Genomic DNA, 25,095 nt, shown 5'->3' with positions numbered 1-25,095 from the left:
CATCCTGATGGCCAATCTCCTGTACCGGCTCGGCCGGTTCTCCTACCAGCGGCGGCGGCTCGTCGCGGCGATCTGGACCTTCGTCCTGGTCCTGCTCGGCGTCGGCGCGCTGACCCTGGGCGGCGGTACCACGAACGCCTTCTCGATCCCCGGGACCGAGTCGCAGCGGGCGCTGGACGCGTTGCAGAAGGACCTGCCGGCCGCCAGCGGCGCTTCGTCGTCGGTGGTCGTCAAGGCGCCCGAGGGCAAGACGCTGATGGACCCGGCGGTGAAGGCCGCGGTCGGCGCGACGGTGGCGAAGGTCGCCAAGGTGCCCGAGGTGATCGCGGCGATCGACCCGTTCACCAGCAAGGCGATCAGCCCGGACGGTACGACGGCGTTGATCAGCGTGCAGTTCGACAAGGCCGCTGATCAGCTGTCCAAGGACAGTACGGAGGCCTACGACAACCTGGCGTCGCTCAGCTCGGGTGATCTGCAGGTCGTACCGGGTGGGCAGATCGTCGGCGGGCCGCCGGCGATCGGCTCGACGGAGGCGATCGGGGTCGCGGTCGCGGCACTGGTGCTGGTCATCACGTTCGGCTCGCTGGTCGCGGCCGGGATGACGCTGCTGACGGCGCTGCTCGGCGTACTGGCCGGGATGGCCGGGCTGTTCGTCGTCACGTCGTTCGTGGACGTCTCGTCGACGGCGCCGATCCTCGCGTTGATGCTCGGGCTGGCGGTCGGGATCGACTACGCGTTGTTCATCAGCTCGCGGCACCGGTCTCAGTTGGCGGCCGGGATGGAGATCGAGGAATCCGTTGGCAGGGCGACTGCGACGGCTGGGTCGGCGGTGATGTTCGCCGGCGCGACGGTGGTGATCGCCCTTGCTGGGTTGAGTGTTGTGGGGGTTCCGTTCCTGACGGCGATGGGGTTGGCGGCTGCTGCGACGGTGCTTACCGCAGTACTGGTTGCTCTGACTCTTGGGCCGGCCCTGCTCGGTTTCATGGGTCGTCGGGTGCTGCCACGGAAGACTCGCAAGGTCGCCGTCGCTCCGGTGGTCGAGGGCTTCGGGTTCAAGTGGGCGCGGCTGGTGACCCGGTTCCGGATCCCGATTGTTGCCGTGGGCATCATTGGGCTCGGGGTGCTGGCGATTCCGACGCAGGACATGCGGTTGGCGCTGCCGGATGGGGCGTCGGCGGCGGCCGGCACGAACCAGCGGGTCGCGTACGACCTGGCGGCGGCCGCCTTCGGGCCGGGGTCGAACGGGCCGCTTGTCGTTGTGGTGAAGAGCGACAGTGCGGCGACGTCTGCCGCGGCGGTCGATCAGGTGATGGGTAAGGCCAAGGGGTTGGCCGACGTGATCGCAGTACAGCCTGGGCCGGGGAGCAAGGACGGCTCGACACGGCTGGTGACGGTGATCCCGAAGAGCGGACCCGCGTCGGAGCAGACGGCCGACCTGGTGAAGGACCTGCGGAATGCCATCCATCCGCTGGAGGCTGGTGGCACGACGGTGTCGGTCACCGGTAACACGGCGGTCGGGGTGGATGTGTCCAACAAGCTGACGAACGCGTTGCCGGTCTATCTGCTCGTCGTGATCGGGCTGTCGTTCCTGCTGTTGCTGCTGGCGTTCCGGTCGATCCTGGTGCCGCTGAAGGCGACGCTCGGGTTCCTGCTGACGATAGGCGCGACCTTCGGCCTCACCGTCGGGGTGTTCCAGAAGGGCTGGGGCGCGTCGCTGCTCGGTGTCGACTCACCGGGACCGCTGGTCAGCTTCCTGCCGATCATCATGATGGGCATCCTGTTCGGGCTGGCCATGGACTACGAGGTGTTCATCGTGTCCCGGGTCCGGGAGGAGTTCGTCCACGGCAAGCACGCCACCGAGGCGACCATCCAGGGCGTCGGCCACGGCGCCCGCGTCGTCACCGCGGCCGCGCTCATCATGGCCGCCGTCTTCGCCGGCTTCATCCTGGTCGAGGACCCGATCATCAAAACCATCGGCTTCGGCCTCACCATCGGCGTCCTGATCGACGCCTTCGTCGTCCGGATGTCGATCGTCCCCGCCGTCCTGTCCCTCCTAGGCGACCGAGCCTGGTCCTTCCCCCGCTGGCTAGACCGAATCACCCCCAAGGTCGACATCGAAGGCGACTCCCTCAAATCCGCCAAGCCAGACGAAAAGCAGTTGGTCACCGTCGACTGACCAACCGGCTGCCCGACAGCCCCAACCTCGCCGGCACCTCCTGGCCAACTACGCCGCGCCCCTCCGGGGCGCGGCGCGGCGGGTTCAAGGCGAGGTCCCGCGAGGCTCCTCCGCACTTGATCTTCCGCACCCGCGCCCGCGCCCCGCAGGGGCGCGGGCGCGGTGCTCTGAGCCCGACGGGGCGGGTGGTTTGGGCTTGGAATGTGCTGGGGGTTGCTGGGGTTGAGTTGGATAGTTTATTCTTTAACTACCTCGACCTAGGAGACTGACATGCCCGCCGTCACCGTCAGCGACATCACTGTTCTGCCGCGCGTTCACCAGCCGGATCCGGCGGTGGCTGCTGAGCGGAAGGTTCGGTCGGTCACGTCCGCGCCCAGTGGGTACGAGGGTGAGGGGTTTCCGGTGCGGCGGGCCTTCGCGGGTGTGGACATGAAGGATCTGGATCCGTTCATCCACATGGACCAGATGGGCGAGGTGGAGTACGCGCCGGGTGAGCCCAAGGGGACGCCGTGGCACCCGCACCGTGGGTTCGAGACCGTGACCTACATGCTCGACGGGATCATGGAGCACCAGGACTCGCAGGGTGGCGGGGGTGTGATCTCCAACGGTGACACCCAGTGGATGACGGCCGGCAGCGGGCTGCTGCACATCGAGACGCCGCCGGAGCACCTGGTGCTGAGCGGTGGGCTCTTCCACGGGATCCAGCTCTGGGTAAACCTGCCGAGGGCGCAGAAGTGGGCGGCACCGAAGTACCAGGACATCCGTGGTGGCGACTCGGCGCTGCTGTCGACGGCCGACGGTGGCGCGCTGATCCGGGTGATCGCGGGCTCGGTCGACGGGCACGAGGGCCCCGGCTCGACCAACACTCCGATCACACTGGTGCACGCGACGGTCAGCCCAGGCGCCGAGCTGGTACTGCCGTGGCAGCCGGACTACAACGCGCTCGTCTACGTGCTGGCCGGCCAGGGCACCGTCGGCGCCGAGCACCGCCCGATCCGCAAGGGCCAGCTCGCGCTCTTCGGCGCCGGCGACACGATCCGTACCGCGGCCGCTCTCTCACAGCCGTCCGCGGAGCCCAACCTCGACGTCCTGATCCTGGGCGGCCGCCCGATCCGCGAGCCGATCGCGATGGCCGGCCCGTTCGTGATGAACACCCGCGAAGAGGTCATCCAGGCCTTCGAGGACTTCCAGGCCGGCAAGCTCGGCTCCATCCCGGCCGTCCACGGCCTCGGCACCGACCTGCACGAATCCAACTGACCTCGGCAAACTGACATCGGACCGGCCCGGCGCTCACAAAGCGCCGGACCGGTCCGTTTTCTTTTAGTACAGGTCGGTCAGTGCAGGTTGCGGTGCAGGGCGGTGATCAGTTCGCCGGTCGAGGTGTCGCCGTCGAGGGACCAGATCATCGCGCCGCCGAGGTTGCGGTCGGAGATGTAGCGCGCCTTGCGCTTCATCTCGATCGGGTCGTCCCAGGTCCAGAACGTCGTACCGTCGAACAGCCAGGCGAAGCCGGCCTTGGTGTCACGGTGGACCGTGAACGCGCCCGCCTTGGCCTTCAGGAGGCGGTAGTCCTCGTAGCCCGCCTCGTACGTCGCCGGCGCCGGGCCGGTGGCGGGCTGGAAGAGGCCGTCGTTCTGGTTGGTCACGCCGGTCCAGCCGCGGCTGTAGAACGGCACGCCCATCACCAGTTTGTTCCGGGACGCGCCGCGCTGCAGGTACGCGTCGATCGTCACCTGCGAGCTGAACTCCGCCGTGGACGGATCGCCCTTCGGGCCGTCGATCGCGGACTGCTGGTTCGTCACCGGGTCCCACGCGCCGTGGTAGTCGTAGCCCTGCGTCGTACCGAAGGTCAGGTCCTTGAAGATCTGCTTGACCTGGAAGCCGCGGTCGATCTGCACCGGGTCGGCGGGCAGGAACGCGGTCAGGTTGTACCGCCCCTTGAACGGCCACGAGGCGCGGTCGAGCTGCTTGCGGTACTCGTGCACGAACCCGGTGAAGTTCTCCCGGTCTTCGGGCCGGACGATGTTGCCCGGGTTGCCCTCGCTGGCCGGCCACTCCCAGTCCAGGTCGATGCCGTCGAAGATGCCCTTGGCGGCGCCGGCCGGAGCACCCGGCAGGTTGCCCTTGATCCACATGTCCAGGCAGGACTTCACGCTCGCGGCCCGGTTGGCCGGCAGCGCGGCGTCCGAGAAGTACTTCGACCCGGTCCAGCCGCCCAGCGAGATGCTGATCCGCAGCTTCGGGAACTTCTGCTTGAGCTGCTTGAGCTGGTTCAGGTTGCCGGACAGCGGCTGGCCGGCGACGTCCGCCGTGCCGTTGACACTCTGCTCGGCGGTGAACGGCCGCTGGTAGTCGGCCCACGGGTCACTGCTCACGCAGTTGCCGGCGGCGTCCAGAAAGCCGAACGCGTAGTTCAGGTGGGTGAGTTTGGCGGCCGTACCGTTCTTGACCAGGTCACTGACCAGGAAGTTGCGGTCGTAACCGCTCCACTGGGTGTAGTAACCGACAACACGCTTCTGACTGTGGGCCTCGGCAGGCACCGCGGTCAGGGCCACAGGGACCACGACCGCGGCTGCCACGAGCAGCGCGAGACTCCGACGTTTCACCGACATGCTTCTCCCCAACGGGCGGGTGGAGGGACAGTTGCCTCACCCTAGGTCGGGTCGAGTTATTTAGGCAATGTCTCTACGAAAGCAATTTCGGCTCAGTGGAAGAAGTGCCGGGTGCCGGTGAAGTACATGGTGATGCCGGCCTTGGTGGCGGCTTCGATGGCGAGGTCGTCGCGGATGGAGCCGCCGGGCTGGACTACTGCCTTCACGCCGGCTTCGAGGAGGACCTCGAGGCCGTCGGGGAAGGGGAAGAAGGCGTCGGAGGCGGCGACTGATCCGGCCGCGCGCTCGCCGGCGCGGGAGACGGCCAGCTTGCAGGAGTCGACCCGGTTGACCTGGCCCATCCCGACGCCGACCGAGGCGCCGTCGGCGGCGAGCAGGATCGCGTTGGACTTGACCGCGCGGCAGGCCTTCCAGGCGAAGGCGAGGTCGGCGAGCACCTCGTCGGAGACAGCCTCACCAGCCGCCAGCGTCCACTTCGCCGGGTTGTCGCCCTCGGCCTGGAACGTGTCCTTCGCCTGCATCAGCAGGCCGCCGCTGACCGCGCGGATCTCGACCGGCTCCGCCGAACCCTCCGGCGGGCAGACCAGCAGCCGGATGTTCTTCTTGGCCTGCAGGACCTCGACAGCGCCGTCCTCGTACGCCGGTGCGACCAGCACCTCGGTGAAGATCTCCGCGACCTGCTTGGCCAGCTCGACCGTGACCGGGCGGTTGGTGGCGATCACGCCGCCGTACGCCGAGACCGGGTCGCACTCATGGGCGCGCCGGTGCGCCTCGGCGATGTCCTTGCCGACCGCGATGCCACACGGGTTCGCGTGCTTGATGATCGCGACGGCCGGCTCGCTGAAGTCGTACGCCGTCCGCCGGGCCGCGTCCGCGTCGACGTAGTTGTTGTACGACATCTCCTTGCCGTGCAGCTGCTCGGCCGACGCCAGACCCGTGCGGCCGTTGGTGTAGAGCGCGGCCGGCTGGTGCGGGTTCTCGCCGTAACGCAGGACGGCCTTCTTGTCCCAGGCAGCGCCGATCCAGGCCGGGAAGCCCGAGCCCTCGCTGCTGTCGGTGAGCACGTTGCCCATCCAGGAGGCGACGGCCACGTCATACTCCGCCGTGTGCACGAACGCCGCGGCGGCGAGCTTCTTGCGCTCCTCCAGCGAGAAGCCGCCCTCGTCCAGCACGGTGTAGACGTCGGCGTACTGCTCCGGCGAGGTCACGACGGCGACGTTCGCGTGGTTCTTGGCCGCGCCGCGGACCATCGACGGCCCGCCGATGTCGATCTGCTCGACGCACTCGTCGACCGAGGCGCCGGACGCGACCGTCTCGCTGAACGGGTACAGGTTGCTGACCAGCAGGTCGAACGGCTCGACCCGCATCTCGGCCAGCTGCTCGACGTGGTCGGGCTTGCGGACATCGGCGAGCAGCCCGGCGTGCACCTTCGGGTGCAGCGTCTTGACCCGCCCGTCGAGGCACTCGGGGAAGCCGGTCAGGTCCTCGACCTTGGTGACCGGTACGCCGGCCGCCGCGATCCGGGAAGCGGTGGACCCTGTCGACACGATCTGGACCCCGGCGTCGGACAAGGCCTTCGCGAGCTCCTCCAGACCGGTCTTGTCGTAGACGCTGATCAGCGCCCGGCGGATCGGCCTGCGGTCGGTGCTCACTTCAGTCGAACCTTTCGTCCGGTGATGGTCCAGCCCTGACGGACCAGCCGGCCGACCCACTCCACCAACTGGCGGCGCTCGACCTCCTTGATCCGCTCGGTCAGGGTGTCTTCGGTGTCGTCGTCGGTGACCGGCACGACGACCTGGCTGATGATCGGCCCGGTGTCGACGCCGCCGTCGACGAAGAACAGGGTCGCGCCGGCCACCTTGACGCCGTACTCGAGGGCGTCCCGGGGTCCGTGGATGCCGGGGAAGGCGGGCAGCAGCGCGTTGTGGGTGTTGATGTAGCGATCCCCGAAGGCGGCCAGGAAGTCGTCGCCGACCAGCTTGAGGAACCCGGCCGAGACGACCAGGTCAGGCTTGTACTCGGCGACGGAAGCCGTCAGCGCGCGATCCCAGTCGGCCCGCTCGGCGTGGTCCTTGACCTTGTGCACGAAGGTCGGCACCCCGGCCGCCTCGGCCCGGTCGAGCCCGGCGATGCCGTCCCGGTCGGCGCCGACCGCGACCACCCTGGCGCCGTACGCCGGATCCGCGGATGCGTCCAGCAGGGCCTGCAGGTTCGAGCCGGAGCCCGAGATGAGCACGACGAGGCGTGCGGGCTCAGGCGATGGCGCAACCGGATCTGTCACTCGGCAAACCATATCGTCAGCCACCGCGCAGACCCGAATCCGGTTCAGATCAGCCCATCCGGGCGGCCGGAGCGGGGGCCAGGGGCCGGAGCAGCCGGGGTGGGGGTTACTCGGTGGGTTGCGGGCGGCGGGCTGTTACGACTGCTGCGGTGATCGCGGCGCCGATTGCCATTCCGGCGGCGAGGACGCCGGCTGCGGGGATGGCACCTGAAACGCCGACCTGGGCCATCCGGCCTGGCCCGGCAGCGCCACCGGACAGCAGCATCAGGAACATCAGCGCGATCCCGGCCAGCAGGGCAGCGATCGCGCCGCGCAGAGCGAACGCATCCCAGCCCAGCACGTCCGAGTCCTCCGCAGCCATCCCACGACGAGCAACCACGAACCCGGCCATCACTCCAGCCAGTAGCGGCACCAGAGCCGTCAGTACGAGCAGGTATGTCGGGGTGGCGCCGTCAGCCGGTACTGCGGCCAGCAACGGCAGCGCGGGCAGGTTGCCGACGTCCACCCCGGTCGGGGCGATCGTCGTACCGACTCCGAGCTGGAAGCCGGGACCTGCGAGGAACGCCACGACGTACAGGATCACGTTGGGCAGCAGCATCAAGCAGATGGCGAACAGCACCACGGAGCCGACCACACCGGCGTCGAGCAGCTCCAGCATCGAGGTGACCCGGGAGAAGTGGATCGCCAGCAGTACGGCGTACAGGAGGCTGGCGACGGCCACGATGGTCAGTACTGCGGCCGCAGCGGCAGGGATCACGTCGCGCAGGCCCTGTGGCGTGGCGTCCGCTATGTCGCTAGCAGCTCCGGACTCGACCAGTATCCCCGCAGTGCCCGCGATGATCGCCAGCGTGGCGGCACCGAGGAAGGCGGTCGCCGGGGAGACCTTCACCGTGCCGTCGGAGGTCAGGAGCGCGATGATGAGCGCACCAAGCCCGTAGGTGACGGCGAGCACTCCCGATGCGAGCGCGAGGTCCTTGGTCTCATCTGCCCCGCTGACTCGGGCAGTGAAGCGCCCACCGCGGTACAGACACCAGGCGAGGAACAGTGTCAGCCCGAGCGGGGCAACGCTGAGTCGTGCGTCACCGAAAGTCGCACCGGCCTTGTGAGCGACCAACCACACAGTGGCACCGGCCCTGACCGCACCAGCTGCTCCACCGAAGGACGCGGCCAGCCAGCCGACCACTGCGACGGCCGCGCAGGCCAGTAGTCCGGTGAGCAGGCAAGCACCTGCTCCAATCACCGCCGAGACGATCACTGGCTTGGTCGGTGCGGTGGCGTCGGGCTGGGCGGGCCCGAGCGCCTGGTGAGATCCGCCGTCACGGGCGCCCGGACGGCTCAGCATGTCGGTCATCTACCACCATCGTCACTCGCTGCCCGGACGCCGCTCGTTCTGACACGCCGGATATGGAAGACTTCGGCACTGCTCGCTCTCTGTTATTTGCTTGGACTCGGGGTGGATGACGACGGACCACCGGGTACCGTCGGGTGGAATCAGTCTGGAGGTCAAGAACTAGTGACCGGTTCCCACCGCGCCTCGCGGGGCGGCAGTCGTGCCGCCGCCCGGGAGGCACGCCGTCAGCAGACGCGCCGACGGAACCAATTGATCGGCGCCGGAGCAGCCGCGCTGCTGGTCATCGGCGGCGGCGGCATCGCGGCGGTGAACGCCTTCGGTGGCAGCGACTCCCCCGGTGACGCCAAGTCGGGCAGATCCGGCGACAACCAGGGCGGCGACGACTCGGGTCTGCTGAGTGACGCCACCAAGGCGCTGCTCGACGGGACCGCGGTCAAGCAGCTCGCGCCCGCCTCGGGCGCCTGGGCCGTCGCGAGTACCGACGACGGCAGCAACGCACCGGACAAGGCCTTCGTCTGCCAGTCGCAACGGTTCGCCGACCCGGCCGGGATCCGGACCTGGATCCGCAACTTCCAGAACCCGTCGACCAAACAGACCGCGGTCCAGTACGTCGAGGTCTCCAACGACGAGGCGGCGGCCGGCAAGGCGTACAGCACGATCACCGGCTGGCTCAGCGCCTGCAACACCCCGCAGATCCGGCTGGTCGCCAGCTACACGACCACCGGCCTCGGCAGCAAGGGCGTGGTGGCCGTCTTCGGCCAGCCCGGCGAGAAGTCGAGCAAGTACCGCACGATCAGCGTGAGCACCGCGGGCCAGGCGACGATGGTGGTCGAGTTCGACACCACCGCCAAGACCCCGCCGAAGCCGGACACCGTGATCGCGACCGCCGGCGCCGGGCTGCAGCGGATCTGCGCCGAGGCCAAGTGCACGACCGGTACGCCGACGGCCAAGCCGGGCCTGCTGCCGACCACCGAGCCGCCCGGTTTCATGGCCCCGATCGACCTGCCGGTGCTGCCGAGCATCGACAAGCCCTGGGTCAGCACCTCCGGTACGACGCCGAAGGGCACCGGCTGCGAGACCGACAAGCTCGACCTGAAGAAGGCCAAGCCCAAGTCGTCCAAGTCGCAGACGTACGTCGTACCGGAGGCCAAGGTGCCGGCCGAGTTCGGGCTGGACACGATGGTGGTCTCGTTCGCCAGCCCGGCCGCGGCGAGCAACTACGTCGCCGCGATCCGCAAGGCGGTCGACAACTGCAAGAAGACCCAGTCGAACGCGACCGTGAAGCAGACCGGCGACGTCTCGCTCGGCCAGAGCATCTCGGGTGAGAGCTGGCGCGCGTCGTACGAGACCGGCAACAACAAGACCTTCACCTACCGGATCGGGATCGCGGCGTCCGGCTCGCGCGCCGTCTACGTGCTCTACCCGGTGCTGGAGGACCTGGACATCACCAACGCCGGCTTCAACGAGGTGCTGATCCGGGCCGCCGAGCGGTCGGTCGCCTACAAGTAGAAGAGCCCCCGAGGTGATCCTCGGGGGCCCTTCTGACGTCGTGTTACTTGGTGAGCTCCTGCATGATGCCGCGCATCAGGTTGGCGGTCTCGGTCGGCGTCTTGCCGACCTTCACGCCGACGGCCTCGAGGGCCTCCTTCTTCGCGGCGGCCGTGCCCGAGGAGCCGGAGACGATGGCGCCGGCGTGGCCCATCGTCTTGCCCTCCGGGGCGGTGAAGCCGGCCACGTAGCCGACCACCGGCTTGGTGACGTTGTCCTTGATGAACGCCGCCGCCCGCTCCTCGGCGTCGCCGCCGATCTCGCCGATCATCACGATCGCGTCGGTGTCCGGGTCGTCCTGGAACGCCTGCAGGGCGTCGATGTGGGTGGTCCCGACGATCGGGTCGCCGCCGATGCCGATCGCGGTGGAGAAGCCGAAGTCGCTCAGCTCGTACATCATCTGGTACGTCAGGGTGCCCGACTTCGACACCAGACCGATCCGGCCGGCACCGGCGATGGTGGCCGGGATGATGCCGGCGTTGGACTCGCCCGGCGTGATGATGCCGGGGCAGTTCGGGCCGATGATCCGGGTGGTCCCGGCCGCCTGCGCGGCGGCGAAGAACGCGGCGGTGTCGTGCACCGGCACGCCCTCGGTGATCACCACGACCAGCGGCATACCGGCCTCGATCGCCTCCATCACCGCGTCCTTGGTGAACTTCGGCGGGACGAAGATGACCGAGACGTCGGCGCCGGTCTCCTTGATCGCGTCGGCGACGGAGCCGAAGACGGCGACCGCCTTGCCGTCGAAGTCGACCGACTGGCCCGCCTTGCGCGGGTTCACGCCGCCGACGATGTTGGTGCCGGAGGCAAGCATCCGGGTGGTGTGCTTGGTGCCTTCCGAGCCGGTCATGCCCTGGACGATGACCTTGCTGTCCTTGGTCAGGAAGATAGACATCTGCTCTTATCCCTTACTTCGCTGCCAGCTCGGCGGCCCGCTTGGCGGCGCCGTCCATCGTGTCGACCCGCTCGAGTCCGGCCAGGCCGGCCTCGTCGAGGATCCGGCGCCCCTCGTCGGCGTTGTTCCCGTCCAGCCGGACGACCAGCGGCTTGGCCACGTGCTCGCCGCGGCTCGCCAGCAACTCGAACGCCTGCACGATGCCGTTCGCGACCGCGTCACAGGCGGTGATGCCGCCGAAGACGTTGACGAAGACGCTCTCCACCTGCGGGTCGGAGATGATGATCTCCAGGCCGTTGGCCATCACCTCGGCGGACGCGCCGCCGCCGATGTCGAGGAAGTTCGCGGGCTTGACGCCACCGAACTCCTCACCGGCGTAGGCCACGACGTCGAGGGTGCTCATCACGAGCCCGGCGCCGTTGCCGATGATGCCGACCGAGCCGTCGAGCTTCACGTAGTTCAGGCCCTTGGCCTTCGCCTTGGCCTCCAGCGGGTCCTCGGCCGACGAGTCGGCGTAGTCGGCGAACTCCGGGTGCCGGAAGTCGGCGTTCTCGTCCAGCGAGACCTTGCCGTCGAGCGCCTCGACCCGGCCGTCCTTGAGCTTGACCAGCGGGTTGACCTCGACCAGCGTCGCGTCCTCGCTCAGGAAGACCTCGTACAGCTTGACGATCTCCGGCGCGACCGCGTCGATGATGTCGGCCGGGTAGCCGGCCTGGGTCGCGATCTCGCGGGCCTTGGCCTCGTCAACGCCCTGGGCCGGGTCGATCGAGATCTTGGCGACCGCGTCCGGGTTCGTGTGCGCGACCTCCTCGATCTCCATGCCGCCGGCGGCCGAGGCGATGCAGAGGTAGTTGCGGTTGGCCCGGTCGATCAGGAAGGAGAAGTAGTACTCCTCCGCGATCGCCGCGGCCGGCACAATGTTCAGCGTCTTGACGATGTGACCCTTGATGTCCAGACCAAGGATCTCGCGGGCGCGCGCCTCGGCCTCGTCCGGGTTGGCGGCGAGCTTGACGCCGCCGGCCTTGCCCCGGCCGCCGGTCAGCACCTGGGCCTTGACGACCACTGTGCCGCCGCCGAGCTTCTCGGCCGCGGCGCGGGCTTCCTCGGGCGTGTGGACGACTTCACCCACCGTCGTCCCTACACCGTGCTTGGCGAAGACAGTCTTCGCCTGGTACTCCATCAGATCCACGAGTGTGGTCCCTCTCTCGCCTGTTCGAGTTAGGCCGCGGCAGGCTGCGGTGCTAGAGAGGCACGGTCGCCGGCGCGTTCCGTCGGCCTGAGACTAGCCACCTCTTGCCCTGCCGCGACAGTCGGGGTAGGCGCTGAGACGACCGTCACAGGTTGGTTGCGCGGCCGTGAAAGGCTGGTTGCCATGACAGAACAAGCGACCAGACCAGCTGACGACTGGTGGCGTAGCGCCGTCGTCTACCAGGTTTACCCTCGGTCGTTCGCCGATGCGGACGGTGACGGAACGGGCGACGTGAACGGCATCCGGGCCCGGCTGCCGTACCTGGCCGACCTCGGCATCGACGCGATCTGGATCAGTCCGTGGTACCCGTCCCCGCTGCTCGACGGCGGGTACGACGTGTCCGACTACCGCGACATCAACCCGGAGTTCGGCACCCTCGCCGACGCCGACGCGCTGATCGCCGAGGCGCACGCGCTGGGGATGCGGATCCTGATCGACCTGGTCCCGAACCACTGTTCCTGGGAGCACCCTTGGTTCAAGGCGGCGCTGGCCGCGGGCAAGGGGTCGCCCGAGCGCGACCTGTTCTGGTTCCGCGACGGTAAGGAGGGTGGGCTGCCGCCGACGAACTGGCCGGCCGCCTTCGGTGGCGGCGCCTGGCAGCAGATCGAGGACGGCCAGTGGTACCTGCACATGTTCGACATCTCCCAGCCGGACTGGAACTGGGACCACCCCAAGGTGCTCGAGGAGTTCGACTCGATCCTGCGGTTCTGGTTCGACCGGGGCATCGACGGCTTCCGGATCGACGTGGCCGACTCGATGGCGAAGGACGCGTCGCTGCCGGACGTGTCGCTCGACGCCGACGGTCAGCCGACCCGGGAGAAGTACGTCGGCAATCCGTTCTACGACCAGCCCGGAGTGCACGCCATCCACCAGCGCTGGCGAGCGATCGCGGACGAGTATGCCGACAGTCCGCAGGGGCCGCGGGTGTTCGTCGCCGAGGCATGGCTGTCGCCGGCCGAGCGGCTCGCGCAGTACGTCCGGCCGAACGAGTTGCATTCCGCGTTCAACTTCGACGTGCTGCGGGCCGCGTGGGATGCGAAGGAGTTGCGGCAGGTCATCGACTACACGACTGAGAGCCTGTGGGCCGTCGGGGCTCCGGCCACGTGGGTGCTGAGCAATCACGACACCGTGCGGCACCGCACCCGCTATGGGAGAGACCAGCGCGATGCGTTGGAGGGTGCGGGCGTAGTACCGGTTGATCTGGCGCTGGGCTTGAGGCGAGCAAGGGCGGCTGCGCTGTTGGAGCTGGCGTTGCCTGGTGGCGCGTACATCTATCAGGGCGACGAGTTGGGGCTGCCTGAGGTGGAGGACCTGCCGGTGGAGGTGCTGGACGACCCCACCTGGGAACGCTCGGGCCACACCGTCCGTGGCCGCGACGGCTGCCGGGTCCCGATCCCGTGGAGCGGCAGCGAACCGCCGTACGGCTTCGGTACCGGCGAAGGCCAGCCCTGGCTTCCCCAACCGGCCGACTGGGCTTCCCTGACCGCAGAGGCCGAGGCAGCCGACCCGAACAGCCACCTGGCGCTCTACAAGGCAGCACTCCGCATCCGTCGCTCCGAAGAAGCCCTGGGCGAAGGCCGTCTCACCTGGGACCTGGACGCTCCCGACGGCGTCCTGTCCTTCACCCGAGACCCCGGCTTCCACTGCCTGGTCAACCTGACCGAGGCCCCGATCGATCTCCCCACAGGGGAAGTACTACTGGCCAGCGAGCCGCTCACCGACGGCCAGCTGCCGGTGGACGCCACCGTCTGGCTCAAGGTCTGAGACAAGCCGAGGGGCTGGATCCTGATCGGATCCAGCCCCTCGGTCATCGGTTGCGTTCAGCGCTTCTCGTCGCGATCCCGCCGGTCCTGCTCATCACGGGCGCGACGCTCCTGCTCTTCGCGGTCCCTGCGTTCCCGGTCCTCTTGGTCGCGCTTGTTCCGGTTGTCTCCGTAGCTCATCTGCCACCTCCAGCGGCTAGGCCTTCGACCATACGCTGGTTGGCGGTGCTTACTTCACGCCGCCGGCGGTGAGGCCTGCGACGATGCGGCGCTGGAAGATCAGGACTGCGATCACCAACGGGATGGTGACGACCACACCGGCCGCCATCTGACTGCCGAACGGCTGGTCCCGGCCGGTGGTGCCGACGAACTGCGAGATGATCACGTTCGCCGTCTGGATCGACTTCTTGTTCGTCATGCTCAGCGCGATCAGGAATTCGTTCCAGGCGGCGATGAAGGTGATGATCGCCGTGGTGAACACACCAGGGGCCGCCAGCGGGATGATCACCTTGCGGAACGCCTGGGCCGGAGTACAGCCGTCGACCATCGCCGCCTGCTCGAGCTCTCGCGGCATCTGCCGGAAGAACGCGGTCAGGTTCCACACCGCCAACGGCAGCGCGAAGGACAGGCTGGGCACGATCATCGCCTGGTAGGTGTTGATCCACTTGATGTCGATGAACAACTTCAGCAGCGGCACCACCAGCGAGATGCCGGGGAACATCGAGGTGGCGATGATGATCGCCAGCACGGCGTTCTTCCCCCGGAAGTCGAGCCGGGCCAGGGTGTAGGCCGCGACCATCCCGATGACGAGGGTCAGGATCGTCACCGTGCCGGCCACGATCAGGCTGTTCAGCAGCCCCCGGCCGAACCCGTTGCCGGCTCCGAAGACGTCCTTGAAGTTCTGGAACGAGAACGGCGCCGGGATGAGCTTGTTGGAGAACTGATCGCTGGGCCGCCGGAAGGCCGAGACCACCATCCAGTAGAACGGCGCCAGACAGTAGATGACGATCAGGGCGACGCCGAACAGTGGCGCCCACCGCCGCCACGGGCTCGCCTCGGCCGCCTTGATCGCTTCGGGCGGCAGTATCTGCTTCGACTGCACCTCGGTGGCCATCAGACCCCACCTCCTACGCCGGACATCGCGGCCTCGGGCCTGCCGGCAGCCTGCTTACGCCGCCAACGGCCCCCACCACCACCACCAGGTTTCTTCACCCGGGCCTCGCCGATCACGTCCGCGCCGAGGAGCTTCACGAACGCATAGGCCACCGCTGACACGTACAGGAACAGCACGAACGCGTACGCCGCGGCCGGCCCGTATCTGGTACTGAACGCCTCGTCGTAGCCGAGCATCGACAACGTCTCGACCGAGGACTTGTGCGGCCCGACCAGCACGAACGGCAGGTCGAAGATCCGCAGCGTGTCCAGGATCCGGAACAGCACCGCGACCAGCAGGGCCGGCTTCACCAGCGGCAGGGTGATCCGGCGGAAGGTCTGCAGCACGCTCGCGCCGTCGACCTTGGCGGCTTCGTAGACCTCCGCCGGGATCGTCTGCAGCCCGGCGAGCACCAGCAAGCCGATGAACGGCGCTGTCTTCCAGGTGTCTGCCACGATCACGGACAGCTTGGCCTGCCAGCCGTCGGTGGACCACAGGATCTCGGCCCCGAGCAGGGTGTTCGCGATGCCGTCGGCCTGGAAGATCCACTTCCACAGCAGGGCCGACACCACCGTCGGGATGGCCCACGGGACCAGGATGCTGGCCCGCACGACCGCGCGGCCCTTGAACGCCTTGTGCATGATCAGGGCCATCGCGACGCCCAGCACCGTCTCCAGCACCACGCAGACGACGGTGAAGAACGTCGTGTTGTAGAAGGCGGTCCAGAACCGGTGACCGGTGTCGCCGGAGAAGATCGCGGTGTAGTTGTCGAGTCCGACGAAGGTCGAACCCTTGACGACGAAGCCGTCCGCGTCGAGCTTGGTGCCGCTGGTGTAGAACGACTCACGCAACGCGGAGACGATCGGGTACAGCACGACCAGCGCCAGCACGATCAGCGTCGGCGACAACAGGATCGCGGCCAGCCGGCCGGTGCCCTGGTTGAACCTGCTGTGGCCCCGCTCCCGTTTGGGTACGACCACAGAGCTTTCACTCATCTCTGCCTCCTTCTGATGTCCGGGCAGTCCGGGATAGGACAGATCGGGGCCGGCGCGCAGCGGGATCGCTACACACCGGCCCCGTCCTGATCAGGTCACTGAGTGATGAGCGAACTCAGCTTGGTCTGCAGGTCGGTGAGGGCCTGCTTCGGTGGCGTCTTGTTGCTCAGGGCGCTGTACGCCGCTTCCTGGATCGCCGTCGTGACGTCGTTGTACTTGACCACCCGCGGCCGCGGCTGCGCGCCGAGGATCGAGGCCTTCAACGGAGCCAGGTACGGGAACTGGCTGGTCAGCGCCGGGTCGTCGTACAGCGACGCCCAGGTCGGTGCCTGCGAGGTGGCCTGGATGTTGGCCTTCTGCCGGGCCTCGCTGGCCATGAAGTTGATGAAGTCGACCGCGGTCGCCTTGTTCTTGGCGAAGGCGCTGATCGCGTAGTCGTGACCGCCCAGCGACGAGACACCGGGACCGGTCTTGCCGGGCAGCGCCGCGACGCCGAACTTGCCGACGATCTTCGACGAGCCGTCCGTCGCGGACGCCTTCGCGTACACGTACGGCCAGTTGCGGTGGAAGAGCAGCTTGCCTTCCTGGAAGGCGCGCCGGCCCTCCTCCTCCTTGTACGTGATCGCGGCCTTCGGGATGGCGCCCGACTGGAAGCCCTTGGTCAGCTCCTCGAGGCCGGCCAGTGCCTCCGGGGTGTCCACGTTCGGCTTGCCGTCCTTGTCGACGATGACTCCGCCGGCGGAGTTGACGGCCTCGGAGAAGTTCACCGTGAGGCCTTCGTACTTCTCGAACTGACCGGCGTAGCAGCCCATCCCCTTGGCGGCGGGGACCTTCGACTGCACGGCCAGGCAGGCCGCGAGCATCTCGTCCCAGGTCGTCGGCACCTTCGCGCCGGCCTGGTCGAGCAGGTCCTTGCGGTAGTAGAGCAGACCACCGTCGGAGGTGATCGGGACCGCGTACAGCTTGTCGCGGTACTTCGCCGTCTCAACCGTCGCGGGGACCAGCTTGTCCAGGTCCGGGAACTTGTCTTCCGGAAGCTGGAGGATCCACTTGTTCGCCGCGAACTCCGAGGTCCAGACGACGTCCATGTTCAGCACGCTGAACGCGTCGGACTGGTTCTGGGCGTTCTGCACCATCTGCTGGCGCTGGTCGTTGGCGTTCTCCGGCAGCTCCTTGACCTCGACCTTCTCGGTCGGATGGTCCGCGTTCCATGCCGCGACCTGCTTCGGCAGGAATCCCGAGGTGTCCTTGCCGGTGGCAAACGTGATCGGCCCGCGGCCTTCCAGTGCCCCCGCCGCCGCGCCGCCCGTGTCGCCCTTGCTTCCGTCGTCACCGCCACACGCGGAGGCGAGCAGCACCAGGCTGCCGGCCACGGCCAAAGCGACCGCCTTGCGCGTATGTGATCGTTCAAACCTCATCGTGTACCTGCCCTCTCCCGATGGGATGTCGTGGTCCTGCGCCGGCCGCCCGCAGACCCCCACCACGCTGCGAGCCGCCCTATCCGGACAGTAACCGAGATCGGGGGCGATGTGTCCTGAGCCACACATGTCGTCGATCCCAGCGCCATGAACGAACAAACGCATGGCTGTATGCGACCGCGATTCCACACCGTGCACAACCAGGTGTTTCTTAACGATTAGGTATTACCGATCAGTAACAAGCCGATCGGCAGCGCAGCGCTCCGGACTCGGAGCGCTCAGTGCTCAGGCGGTCGCGGAGGCGTCGCCGACGTGCGCGCGGACCCACTCGACGATCTCGGTGGTGGTGGCGCCCGGGGTGAAGATCTTGTGCACGCCCAGCTCGGCCAGCGGCGCCATGTCCGCTTCCGGGATGATCCCGCCGCCGAACACCACGATGTCGTCGGCGTCCCGCTCGGTGAGCAGCTCGCGGACCTTCTTGAACAGGGTCATGTGCGCGCCGGACAGCACCGACAGGCCGATCGCGTCGGCGTCCTCGGCGATCGCCGTCTCGACGATCTGCTCCGGTGTCTGGTGCAGGCCGGTGTAGATGACCTCCATACCGGCGTCCCGCAACGCGCGGGCGACCACCTTGGCGCCGCGGTCGTGGCCGTCCAGTCCTGGCTTGGCAACAACAACTCGCAGGGGGCTCGTGGCAGACATATGCAGAAGCTACCTCACGGATCAGACACGGAGCCGTGTGTTCCCGGCCACGCGAACTGGGAACCGGTTACCGTTGAAAGTGATCGGACCAGTTGTGCGGGGGGTCTGATTGGGAGTGAGGAGACGCGATGAGCGCCGAAGACATCCGGGGAGCTCTCGAAGGACTCAAGTACGGCGCCCGCTCGGTGCTGTCGCCCCGCGTGCTGCAGGGTGCCGCGGTCGAGCTCGGCTGGATCACCACCCACCTCGCGATGTACCCGCTCGGCCTGGTCGGCGCCTCCGGCAACCGCGCCGAGCGCCTCACGCTGAACGGCCTGACCCCGGCCCAGCGCAGCCTCCTGGTCGGAGACGTCCAGGCAGCCGGTACGCCGATCCTGCTGGCGCACGGCATCATCGACAACCACACCGTGTTCGCCCTGATGCGCCGCCAGCTGCTCCGCCGCGGCTTCACCCGGATCGAGACCTTCTCGTACTCCCCGCTGACGCTCGACGTCCGGAGTACCGCCGAGCGGATGGGCGCCGAGATCGAGCGGCTCTGCGAGGAATCCGGCTCGGACCAGATCCACATCGTCGGACACAGCCTGGGCGGCCTGATCGCCCGGTACTACGTCCAGCGGCTCGGCGGCTCCGAACGCGTCCACACCTGCGTGACGCTCGGCACCCCGCACCAGGGCACCGTCGCCGCGCGACTGCTCCCCTGGCCGCTGGTGAAGCAACTCAGGCCGGACAGCGACCTGATGACCGAGCTCGCGGAGCCGGCGCCCGACTGCCACACCCGCTTCGTCGCGTTCTACAGCGACGTCGACCAGCTGATCGTGCCGCAGCGCCGGGCCCGGATCCGGCACCCGGACCTGATCGCCCGCAACGTCCGGGTCGACGGGGTGGGGCACCTGTCCCTGCCGTTCCACGGCGACGTCGTGCACCAGATCACCGGAATGTTGTCGCATCTCGACGACGAACAGCACACAGTCGCGTGAAAGTTCTTCCTGACATAGCAGGCAACTGAGCGCTCAGGCCGATGCACGTGCAGCCGCGCATGCAAAAGTTTCGTGAAGCTCGGGCCCGAAAAGGGGTGGCAGGGTTTGTCGGCTCGTTGCGGTTCCGTTATGGTGCATGAGCCCCCGAGGGGAATAAAACCTCCCCGGGAGTGAAAGGAACGGACAGCCCCCTCCCCTGTGACCGAAAGGCCACGTTGTGTCCCAGCACCGTGCCGCGGCCAGCCGCGTCACGCCAGGCAAAGCTGCCACCGCTGCGCGCAAGACCGGCGCAGGTCGTCACAGTGGCAAGCACCGAGTCGCCAGGCGTAACACCCCGAGCAGTACGCAGGTAGTAGGACTGACCGCGGCCCTCGCGGCCGCAGCCGGAGCCGTCGGCTTCAGCCACAGCGCGCTGGCCAACCCGACCTCGGCGAACTCCGCCGTCAACATCGCCGCCCTCAGCATCGGCGACGGCCAGATGAACGCGCTGACCACCGCGCGGATCGAGCGCCGCCAGCTGGCCACCCGGGACTCCTCCCGGGTCGAGCTCGCCGGCGCCGACCTGACCAAGAAGCAGGCCGCGGCCGACCGGATCTCGAAGGCCCGCGCCGCCAAGCTCGACGCCACCCGCGCGCTGACCGCCAAGCGCGCCACCGCGCTGGCCAACGCGAAGGCCAAGGCTGAGCTGGCCGAGAAGACCGCCCGCGAGTCGGCCACCCGCTGCGAGATGATGATCTCCGGCTACCACATCACCGCCGGGTTCGGTCAGGCCGGCGGCCGCTGGGCCCGCAACCACACCGGCACCGACTTCGCCGCCCCGATCGGCACCCCGATCCGCAGCGTGATGAAGGGCGTCGTGGTCAGCGCCGAGTTCGCCGGCCCGTACGGTCGCCAGGTCCGCGTCCGGCACGAGGACGGTACCGAGACCTGGTACAACCACATGTCGAAGTTCAGCGTCTCCGTCGGCGAGACCGTGTACGCCGGTGACCAGGTCGGCGCCGTCGGCGTCACCGGCAACACCACCGGCCCGCACCTGCACTTCGAGGTCCGCCCGAACGGCGGCGACCCGATCGACCCGATGCCGTGGCTGCGCAATCACTGCGGTCTCAACCCCTGATCCAAAGGTTTGGCTCATCGCCGATCGGCGGTACTAGGCTGCCGCGCATGCGCCCGCGGCCTGGTGAGGTACTCCATTTCTCCGAGGACCCCTCGATCCGGACCTTCCGCCCGCACGTCGCCGTGACGTCGTCCAAGACCGGCGAGTACGTCTGGGCCGTCGGCCACGATCGTGCGCCCGACTACTGGTTCCCCCGGCAGTGCCCCCGCGCGATGGCGTGGGTGGGCCCCGCGACCTCGCCGGCAGACCGTGCCCGGATCATCGGCGACGGCTGCGGCACGCGGGTGCACGCGATCGAGTACGGCTGGCTGGAGGCGATCCGCACGGTCGAGCTGTACGCGTACCGGCTGCCTGCCGAGCCCTTCGTACCGGCCGAGGCGGCCTTCGTGGCGACGACCGAGGTGACGCCGCTCGGGCCGCCTGAGCGGGTGGGCGACCTCTTCGAGTTGCATGCGGAGGCTGGGATCCAGCTGCGCGTACTGCCCCGGCTGCACGAGTTCTGGGACGCAGTGGTCGCCAGCACGCTCGAGTTCAGCGGGATCCGGCTGCGCAACGCGATCGCCCGCTGATGGCCTGGTCCGCTGACTCCTATCGTGAGGTGGCCGAGGCCGCCTGGCGGTGGGTGCTCGACCAGGTGCGATGGGACGACGGGGCCTGGATCCCCGAGTCGGTGGGTGGGCCGGAGCCGGTGGAGGTACCGGAGTACCGGGACTACGGGATGCACAGTGGGCTTGGGGGGCTGGCGCATGTGCTGGCCGAGATCAAGCTCAGCCGGCCTTGGACACCCGAGGAGCAGACGCTCGCTGACGCGATGGCCGAGCAGATTCGCGCGGCGATCGCCGAGGACGACAACTGCACCTTCTTCGACGGGCTGGTCAGCCACATCGGCGTACTGACCTCGCTGGGCCTTCCGGGCTCGGATGCTGCTGTCGATCGCCTGCTGGAGCTCGCTGAGCCCGACGGGTGGCCGTCGAGCTTCGTGGACCCGGACAAGTACCTACCGGGCGCGCGGATCAACGACATGACGCTCGGTACCGCCGGGGTGCTCTTGGGTGCTCTGTGGGCCCGCCGGAGCGGCGTAGAGGGCTCTACCCGGCTCGCAGAGCAAGCAGTGGCAGTACTGCGCACTGAAGCCGTCTCGCGGCCCACTGGGCTGGACTGGCCGTTCATCCCCGAGCGCTTCCTGATCGAGCCGAGGGCCTCGATGCCGAACCTCTCGCACGGCCTCGCGGGGATCGCTGCGACGCTGGCGATCGCCGGTGTCGAGCTCGACCAGCCGGACCTGCTCGCTGCTGCCCAGAGCGGGGCAGAGCATCTGGTGACTCTTACCGTCAGCGACAAGCAAGGCCTGCTCGTCCCGCGGCTGGTACCGATCCGAGAGGACTCGGACCTCGACCCGGTCACCTACAACTGGTGCCACGGCCCGGCCGGTACGTCGCTGCTCTTCGCCGCCCTGCAGCATGCCGGTGTCAACGATGTAACCGGTGAGTCGCCGGTGACCTGGCGGCGGCGCTGCAGCCACAGTGTTCGGACGTCTGGGCTGCCGGAGCGGCTCTATCCGGGCTTCTGGGACAACGACGGGCGCTGCTGCGGTACCACCGGAGTCGCCGACGTACTGCTCGACTCGTGGCAGTCCACCGGCGACCAGGTCGACTTGGACTTCGCCCTGTCACTGGCCGACACGTTGGTCGAGCGCGCGGTCCGCGACGGGCAGTACGCCTACTGGCAGTTCATCGAGCACCGGGCCGAGGTCCCGCTACTGCCCCCTGGGGTCGGCTGGATGCAGGGGGCCGCTGGGATTGCGGCGTACCTCTTCCGGGCGGCCCGGGTGGTCGACCAGGGCCGCGCCGCTGTCCCCACGCTCCGCATGGAGAACTGGTGGGCTAGCGCCGCCACACCTCAGCAGTCGTAAGGAAGGCCGAGGAGCCGGGGCGGTCGGCTGAGCCGTCGACCTGGACGAAGCCCGGTACGGATGCGCCGCCGATCGAGACGGTGGCGGAGCGGACCGGGGCGATCACCAGGCTGAGGCTGTGAGCGCCCTCGGCCAGCTGGAAGTTGTCGGTGGCGAACAGGCGCCGGTCGAGCACGCCGCCCATCTCGATCTGGATGTCGGCCGCCTTGGCGCTCAGCCCGTCGGCGAGATTCATCGAGACCTGGACCAGGTCGCGTTCGACGGCCGGCTCGTGCCACGGCAGCCCCTGGACCTCGAGGAACGAGCGGACGAAGTACCGCTCCAGCCACGACGCCAGGTCGACGTCCTCGGAGACCACCCGGACGATCCCGTCGAACCAGAGCACGACCGCCGTACCGGACCCGCAGATCGACCAGTCGACCATCCAGATCGAGGCGAACGCGGTGACCTTGCCGTCCTTGTCGAACAGCCGCAGCCCAGGGTTGGCTCCCGCCAGGATGATCCGGCGGTTGCTCGCGTCTGCTGCCTTGGGCATGGGCTGGACCTTCGTCCGGGAGGGGCCGAACTCTGATTGTCGCAGCCAGGCCGCTTTTCGGCACGTTGTGGTCTGTTAAATCTTCTCCACCGGGGCATAGCGGAGCAGGAGGCGCTTGACTCCCTCGGAGCCGAAGTCGATGTCGGCCTGGGCCTGCTGGCCCTCGCCGCGGACCACCACGACGGTGCCCATGCCGAAGCTGTCGTGTACCACCCGGTCGCCCGGATTGAGGCTGACGATGGGCTTGTCCGAGGCCGTCCGCCGGGCCGGCTCCCACCGCGACTGCACCCCACTCGACCCGCCGGACGAAGTACCGGTACCGGACCAGCGGGTGATCGCGGACTCGTCCCGGCGCCAGTCGAGCAGCTCGGCCGGGATCTCCTCGAGGAACCGGGACGGCGGGTTGTGCTGAGGTGCGCCGTACGCACTGCGGACAGCGGCCCGGGAGATCGCCAGCCGTTGCCGTGCGCGGGTGATGCCGACGTACGCCAGCCGGCGCTCCTCCTCCAGCTCCTTCATGTCGTTCAGCGAGCGGGAGTGCGGGAAGACGCCGTCCTCCATCCCGGTCAGGAACACCACCGGGAACTCCAGGCCCTTCGCGGTGTGCAGCGTCATCAGCGTGACCACGCCGCCGTCGTTGGCCGGGTCGGGGATCTGGTCCGCGTCGGCGACCAGCGCGACCCGCTCCAGGAACGCCTGCAGGTCGGACGGTTCGGCGGCCGCAGTGCGCTCCTCGACGAACTCGCGGGCGACCGAGATGAACTCGTCCAGGTTCTCCAGCCGGGTCTCGTCCTGCGGGTCCGGCGACTTCTGCAGCTCCTCGTAGTACCCGGAGCGGTGCAGGGCGACGTCCAGGATGTCGTCCGGCGGGGCGCCGGAGTCGACCATCGCGGTCAACTCGTCGAGGATGTCGATGAAGCCCTGTACTGCGTTGGCGCTACGACTAGCCATCGCCGGCGCATCGTGGGCCCGCCGCAGGGCCGCCGAGAAGGTGATCCGGTCGCGCAGAGCCAGCGCCTCGATGGCTGCCTCGGCGCGCTCGCCGATGCCGCGCTTGGGCACGTTGAGGATCCGCCGCAGCGAGACGGTGTCCTCGGGGTTGGTCAGCACCCGCAGGTACGCGAGCGCGTCGCGGACCTCCTTGCGCTCGTAGAACCGGACCCCGCCGACGACCTTGTACGGATGGCCGGTCCGGATGAAGACCTCCTCGAACACCCGCGACTGCGCGTTGGTTCGGTAGAAGACCGCCACGTCGGACGGTTTGACCCCGTCGGCGTCGGTCAGCCGGTCGATCTCGTCGGCGACGAACTGCGCCTCGTCGTGCTCGTTGTCCGCCACGTAGACGGCGATCTGCTCGCCCTGGCCCTGGTCGGACCAGAGGTTCTTCGCCATCCGGCCCTCGTTGCGGCTGATCACCGAGTTGGCCGCGGTCAGGATGGTCTGGGTGGAGCGGTAGTTCTGCTCCAGCAGGATCGTCTCGGCACCGGCGAAGTCCTCCTCGAAAGCGAGGATGTTGCGGATCGTCGCGCCCCGGAAGGCATAGATCGACTGGTCGGAGTCGCCGACCACCATCAGCTCGGCCGGCGGGCTGACCGGGCCGTCGTTCGGGCCTGGCTCCAGCTGCGCGCAGAGCTCGCGGATCAGCGTGTACTGCGCGTGGTTGGTGTCCTGGTACTCGTCGACCAGCACGTGGCGGAACCTGCGCCGGTAGTACTCGCGAACCTCGGGGAAGGCCTGCAGCAGGTTGACCGTGGTCATCAGCAGGTCGTCGAAGTCCAGCGCGTTGGCCTGGGCCAGCCGCTCCTGGTAGATCCGGTAGCACTCGGCGTACGTCTCCTCCAGGTGGTTGGAGGTCTTCGACGCGGCCGTCTCGTGGTCGATCAGCTCGTTCTTCTGGGTGCTGATCCAGTTCAGGATCGCGCGCGGGTTGTACCGCTTGACGTCCAGGTCGAGCTCGCGGCAGACCAGCGTCATCAGCCGGCGCGAGTCGGTGTCGTCGTAGATCGAGAAGGTCGAGCTGATCCCGAACCGCTTGATGTCGCGGCGCAGGATCCGCACGCAGGAGGAGTGGAAGGTGGAGACCCACATCAGCTTGGCCCGCGGCCCGACCAGCTCGACGACCCGCTCGCGCATCTCGGCCGCGGCCTTGTTGGTGAAGGTGATCGCCAGGATCGACCCCGGGTGCGCGTCCCGGGCCGCCAGCAGGTAAGCGATCCGCCGGGTCAGCACCCGGGTCTTGCCCGACCCCGCGCCGGCCACCACCAGCAACGGCTTGCCCGCATGCACGACGGCAGCGCGCTGCTGCGGGTTCAGTCCCTCGAGCAGCGCGGCCGGATCCGCCCGGTGCTTCTTGGGCGCCTCGAGCGGTACCGGCAGTTCATCTGGAGAAAAGAGCGTCGTCATCGCCCACC

At 68.3% G+C, this 25,095-nt stretch carries 21 protein-coding genes; 8 read left to right on the top strand and 13 right to left on the bottom strand.

The window, feature by feature from the left end; all coding sequences use genetic code 11:
- Positions 1 to 7: 7 nt before the first annotated feature.
- Both ACIA12_RS37590 and ACIA12_RS37585 read left to right on the top strand, forming a co-directional pair.
- Positions 8 to 2,176: an MMPL family transporter gene (locus ACIA12_RS37590; RefSeq protein ID WP_396372181.1), complete on the top strand. Its 2,169-nt coding sequence runs from the start codon at positions 8 to 10 to the stop codon at positions 2,174 to 2,176.
- A 270-nt stretch (positions 2,177 to 2,446) separates the two neighbouring features.
- Positions 2,447 to 3,433 carry a pirin family protein gene (locus ACIA12_RS37585; protein ID WP_396372180.1) on the top strand — a complete coding sequence of 329 codons (987 nt, stop codon included), beginning with the start codon at positions 2,447 to 2,449 and terminating at the stop codon, positions 3,431 to 3,433.
- Positions 3,434 to 3,510: 77 nt separating this feature from the next.
- On the opposite strand, the gene ACIA12_RS37580 is transcribed toward ACIA12_RS37585, so the two are convergent.
- From ACIA12_RS37580 to ACIA12_RS37565, 4 genes are all read right to left on the bottom strand, one after another.
- Positions 3,511 to 4,788, bottom strand: a complete 1,278-nt coding sequence (locus ACIA12_RS37580) for a glycoside hydrolase family 18 protein (protein WP_396372179.1) — start codon at positions 4,786 to 4,788, stop codon at positions 3,511 to 3,513.
- A gap of 92 nt (positions 4,789 to 4,880) precedes the next feature.
- Positions 4,881 to 6,440, bottom strand: a complete 1,560-nt coding sequence (purH, locus tag ACIA12_RS37575) for a bifunctional phosphoribosylaminoimidazolecarboxamide formyltransferase/IMP cyclohydrolase (RefSeq protein ID WP_396372178.1) — start codon at positions 6,438 to 6,440, stop codon at positions 4,881 to 4,883.
- Entirely contained in the window at positions 6,437 to 7,081 is a 645-nt protein-coding gene (gene purN / locus ACIA12_RS37570; RefSeq protein ID WP_396372304.1) for a phosphoribosylglycinamide formyltransferase, read from the bottom strand. The genes purH and purN overlap by 4 nt, the downstream gene beginning before the upstream one ends.
- A gap of 94 nt (positions 7,082 to 7,175) precedes the next feature.
- Positions 7,176 to 8,420, bottom strand: coding sequence for a DUF6350 family protein (locus tag ACIA12_RS37565; RefSeq protein ID WP_396372177.1), 1,245 nt, complete (start codon positions 8,418 to 8,420; stop codon positions 7,176 to 7,178).
- Positions 8,421 to 8,582: 162 nt separating this feature from the next.
- Between ACIA12_RS37565 and ACIA12_RS37560 the strand changes: the two genes are divergently transcribed.
- Positions 8,583 to 9,929, top strand: a complete 1,347-nt coding sequence (locus ACIA12_RS37560; protein WP_396372176.1) for a hypothetical protein — start codon at positions 8,583 to 8,585, stop codon at positions 9,927 to 9,929.
- 43 nt (positions 9,930 to 9,972) lie between these two features.
- On the opposite strand, the gene sucD is transcribed toward ACIA12_RS37560, so the two are convergent.
- Positions 9,973 to 10,863, bottom strand: a complete 891-nt coding sequence (gene sucD / locus ACIA12_RS37555; RefSeq protein WP_396372174.1) for a succinate--CoA ligase subunit alpha — start codon at positions 10,861 to 10,863, stop codon at positions 9,973 to 9,975.
- Between the two features lie 13 nt (positions 10,864 to 10,876).
- Positions 10,877 to 12,052 (bottom strand): ADP-forming succinate--CoA ligase subunit beta, encoded by a 1,176-nt coding sequence (gene sucC / locus ACIA12_RS37550; protein ID WP_396372172.1) that lies wholly within the window; start codon positions 12,050 to 12,052, stop codon positions 10,877 to 10,879.
- 183 nt (positions 12,053 to 12,235) lie between these two features.
- Here sucC and ACIA12_RS37545 point away from each other — a divergent pair, with 183 nt between their 5' ends.
- Positions 12,236 to 13,876: a glycoside hydrolase family 13 protein gene (locus ACIA12_RS37545; protein ID WP_396372170.1), complete on the top strand. Its 1,641-nt coding sequence runs from the start codon at positions 12,236 to 12,238 to the stop codon at positions 13,874 to 13,876.
- A gap of 56 nt (positions 13,877 to 13,932) precedes the next feature.
- On the opposite strand, the gene ACIA12_RS37540 is transcribed toward ACIA12_RS37545, so the two are convergent.
- The 5 genes from ACIA12_RS37540 to ACIA12_RS37520 all read right to left on the bottom strand — a co-directional run bounded on the left by ACIA12_RS37540 (position 13,933) and on the right by ACIA12_RS37520 (position 18,143).
- Positions 13,933 to 14,055 carry a hypothetical protein gene (locus tag ACIA12_RS37540; protein WP_396372168.1) on the bottom strand — a complete coding sequence of 41 codons (123 nt, stop codon included), beginning with the start codon at positions 14,053 to 14,055 and terminating at the stop codon, positions 13,933 to 13,935.
- 49 nt (positions 14,056 to 14,104) lie between these two features.
- A complete protein-coding gene (locus tag ACIA12_RS37535) occupies positions 14,105 to 14,989 on the bottom strand; it encodes a carbohydrate ABC transporter permease (protein WP_396372166.1) in 885 nt (294 codons plus the stop codon).
- Positions 14,989 to 16,023 (bottom strand): carbohydrate ABC transporter permease, encoded by a 1,035-nt coding sequence (locus tag ACIA12_RS37530; RefSeq protein ID WP_396372164.1) that lies wholly within the window; start codon positions 16,021 to 16,023, stop codon positions 14,989 to 14,991. Before ACIA12_RS37530 ends, ACIA12_RS37535 begins: the two co-directional genes overlap by 1 nt.
- Before the next feature lie 95 nt (positions 16,024 to 16,118).
- Entirely contained in the window at positions 16,119 to 17,441 is a 1,323-nt protein-coding gene (locus ACIA12_RS37525; protein ID WP_396372163.1) for an ABC transporter substrate-binding protein, read from the bottom strand.
- A 285-nt stretch (positions 17,442 to 17,726) separates the two neighbouring features.
- Complete coding sequence (locus ACIA12_RS37520) at positions 17,727 to 18,143, bottom strand: cobalamin B12-binding domain-containing protein (RefSeq protein WP_396372161.1); 417 nt, start codon at positions 18,141 to 18,143, stop codon at positions 17,727 to 17,729.
- 128 nt (positions 18,144 to 18,271) lie between these two features.
- On the opposite strand from ACIA12_RS37520, the gene ACIA12_RS37515 reads away from it, so the two are divergent.
- From ACIA12_RS37515 to ACIA12_RS37500, 4 genes are all read left to right on the top strand, one after another.
- Positions 18,272 to 19,120 (top strand): esterase/lipase family protein, encoded by an 849-nt coding sequence (locus tag ACIA12_RS37515; RefSeq protein WP_396372160.1) that lies wholly within the window; start codon positions 18,272 to 18,274, stop codon positions 19,118 to 19,120.
- Positions 19,121 to 19,337: 217 nt separating this feature from the next.
- Positions 19,338 to 20,237, top strand: coding sequence for a M23 family metallopeptidase (locus tag ACIA12_RS37510; RefSeq protein WP_396372158.1), 900 nt, complete (start codon positions 19,338 to 19,340; stop codon positions 20,235 to 20,237).
- 47 nt (positions 20,238 to 20,284) lie between these two features.
- The gene (locus ACIA12_RS37505; protein ID WP_396372156.1) at positions 20,285 to 20,806 is read left to right on the top strand and encodes a DUF6886 family protein; all 522 of its coding nucleotides are present in this window, start codon (positions 20,285 to 20,287) and stop codon (positions 20,804 to 20,806) included.
- A complete protein-coding gene (locus tag ACIA12_RS37500; RefSeq protein ID WP_396372154.1) occupies positions 20,806 to 22,149 on the top strand; it encodes a lanthionine synthetase LanC family protein in 1,344 nt (447 codons plus the stop codon). Before ACIA12_RS37505 ends, ACIA12_RS37500 begins: the two co-directional genes overlap by 1 nt.
- Here ACIA12_RS37500 and ACIA12_RS37495 read toward each other — a convergent pair.
- On the bottom strand, positions 22,121 to 22,684 hold the full coding sequence (locus ACIA12_RS37495) for a hypothetical protein (protein WP_396372152.1): 564 nt from the start codon (positions 22,682 to 22,684) through the stop codon (positions 22,121 to 22,123). The two genes, ACIA12_RS37500 and ACIA12_RS37495, sit on opposite strands and share 29 nt — an antisense overlap.
- Positions 22,685 to 22,759: 75 nt before the next feature.
- Positions 22,760 to 25,087, bottom strand: coding sequence for a DNA helicase PcrA (pcrA, locus tag ACIA12_RS37490; RefSeq protein ID WP_396372150.1), 2,328 nt, complete (start codon positions 25,085 to 25,087; stop codon positions 22,760 to 22,762).
- Between the last annotated feature and the right edge of the window lie 8 nt (positions 25,088 to 25,095).

The organism is Kribbella sp. NPDC051620, assembly GCF_044453825.1.
Taxonomy (GTDB): Bacteria; Actinomycetota; Actinomycetes; order Propionibacteriales; family Kribbellaceae; genus Kribbella.
The sequence above is the reverse complement of the archived record's forward strand: the minus strand, read 5'-3'. Positions and strand labels throughout refer to the sequence as shown.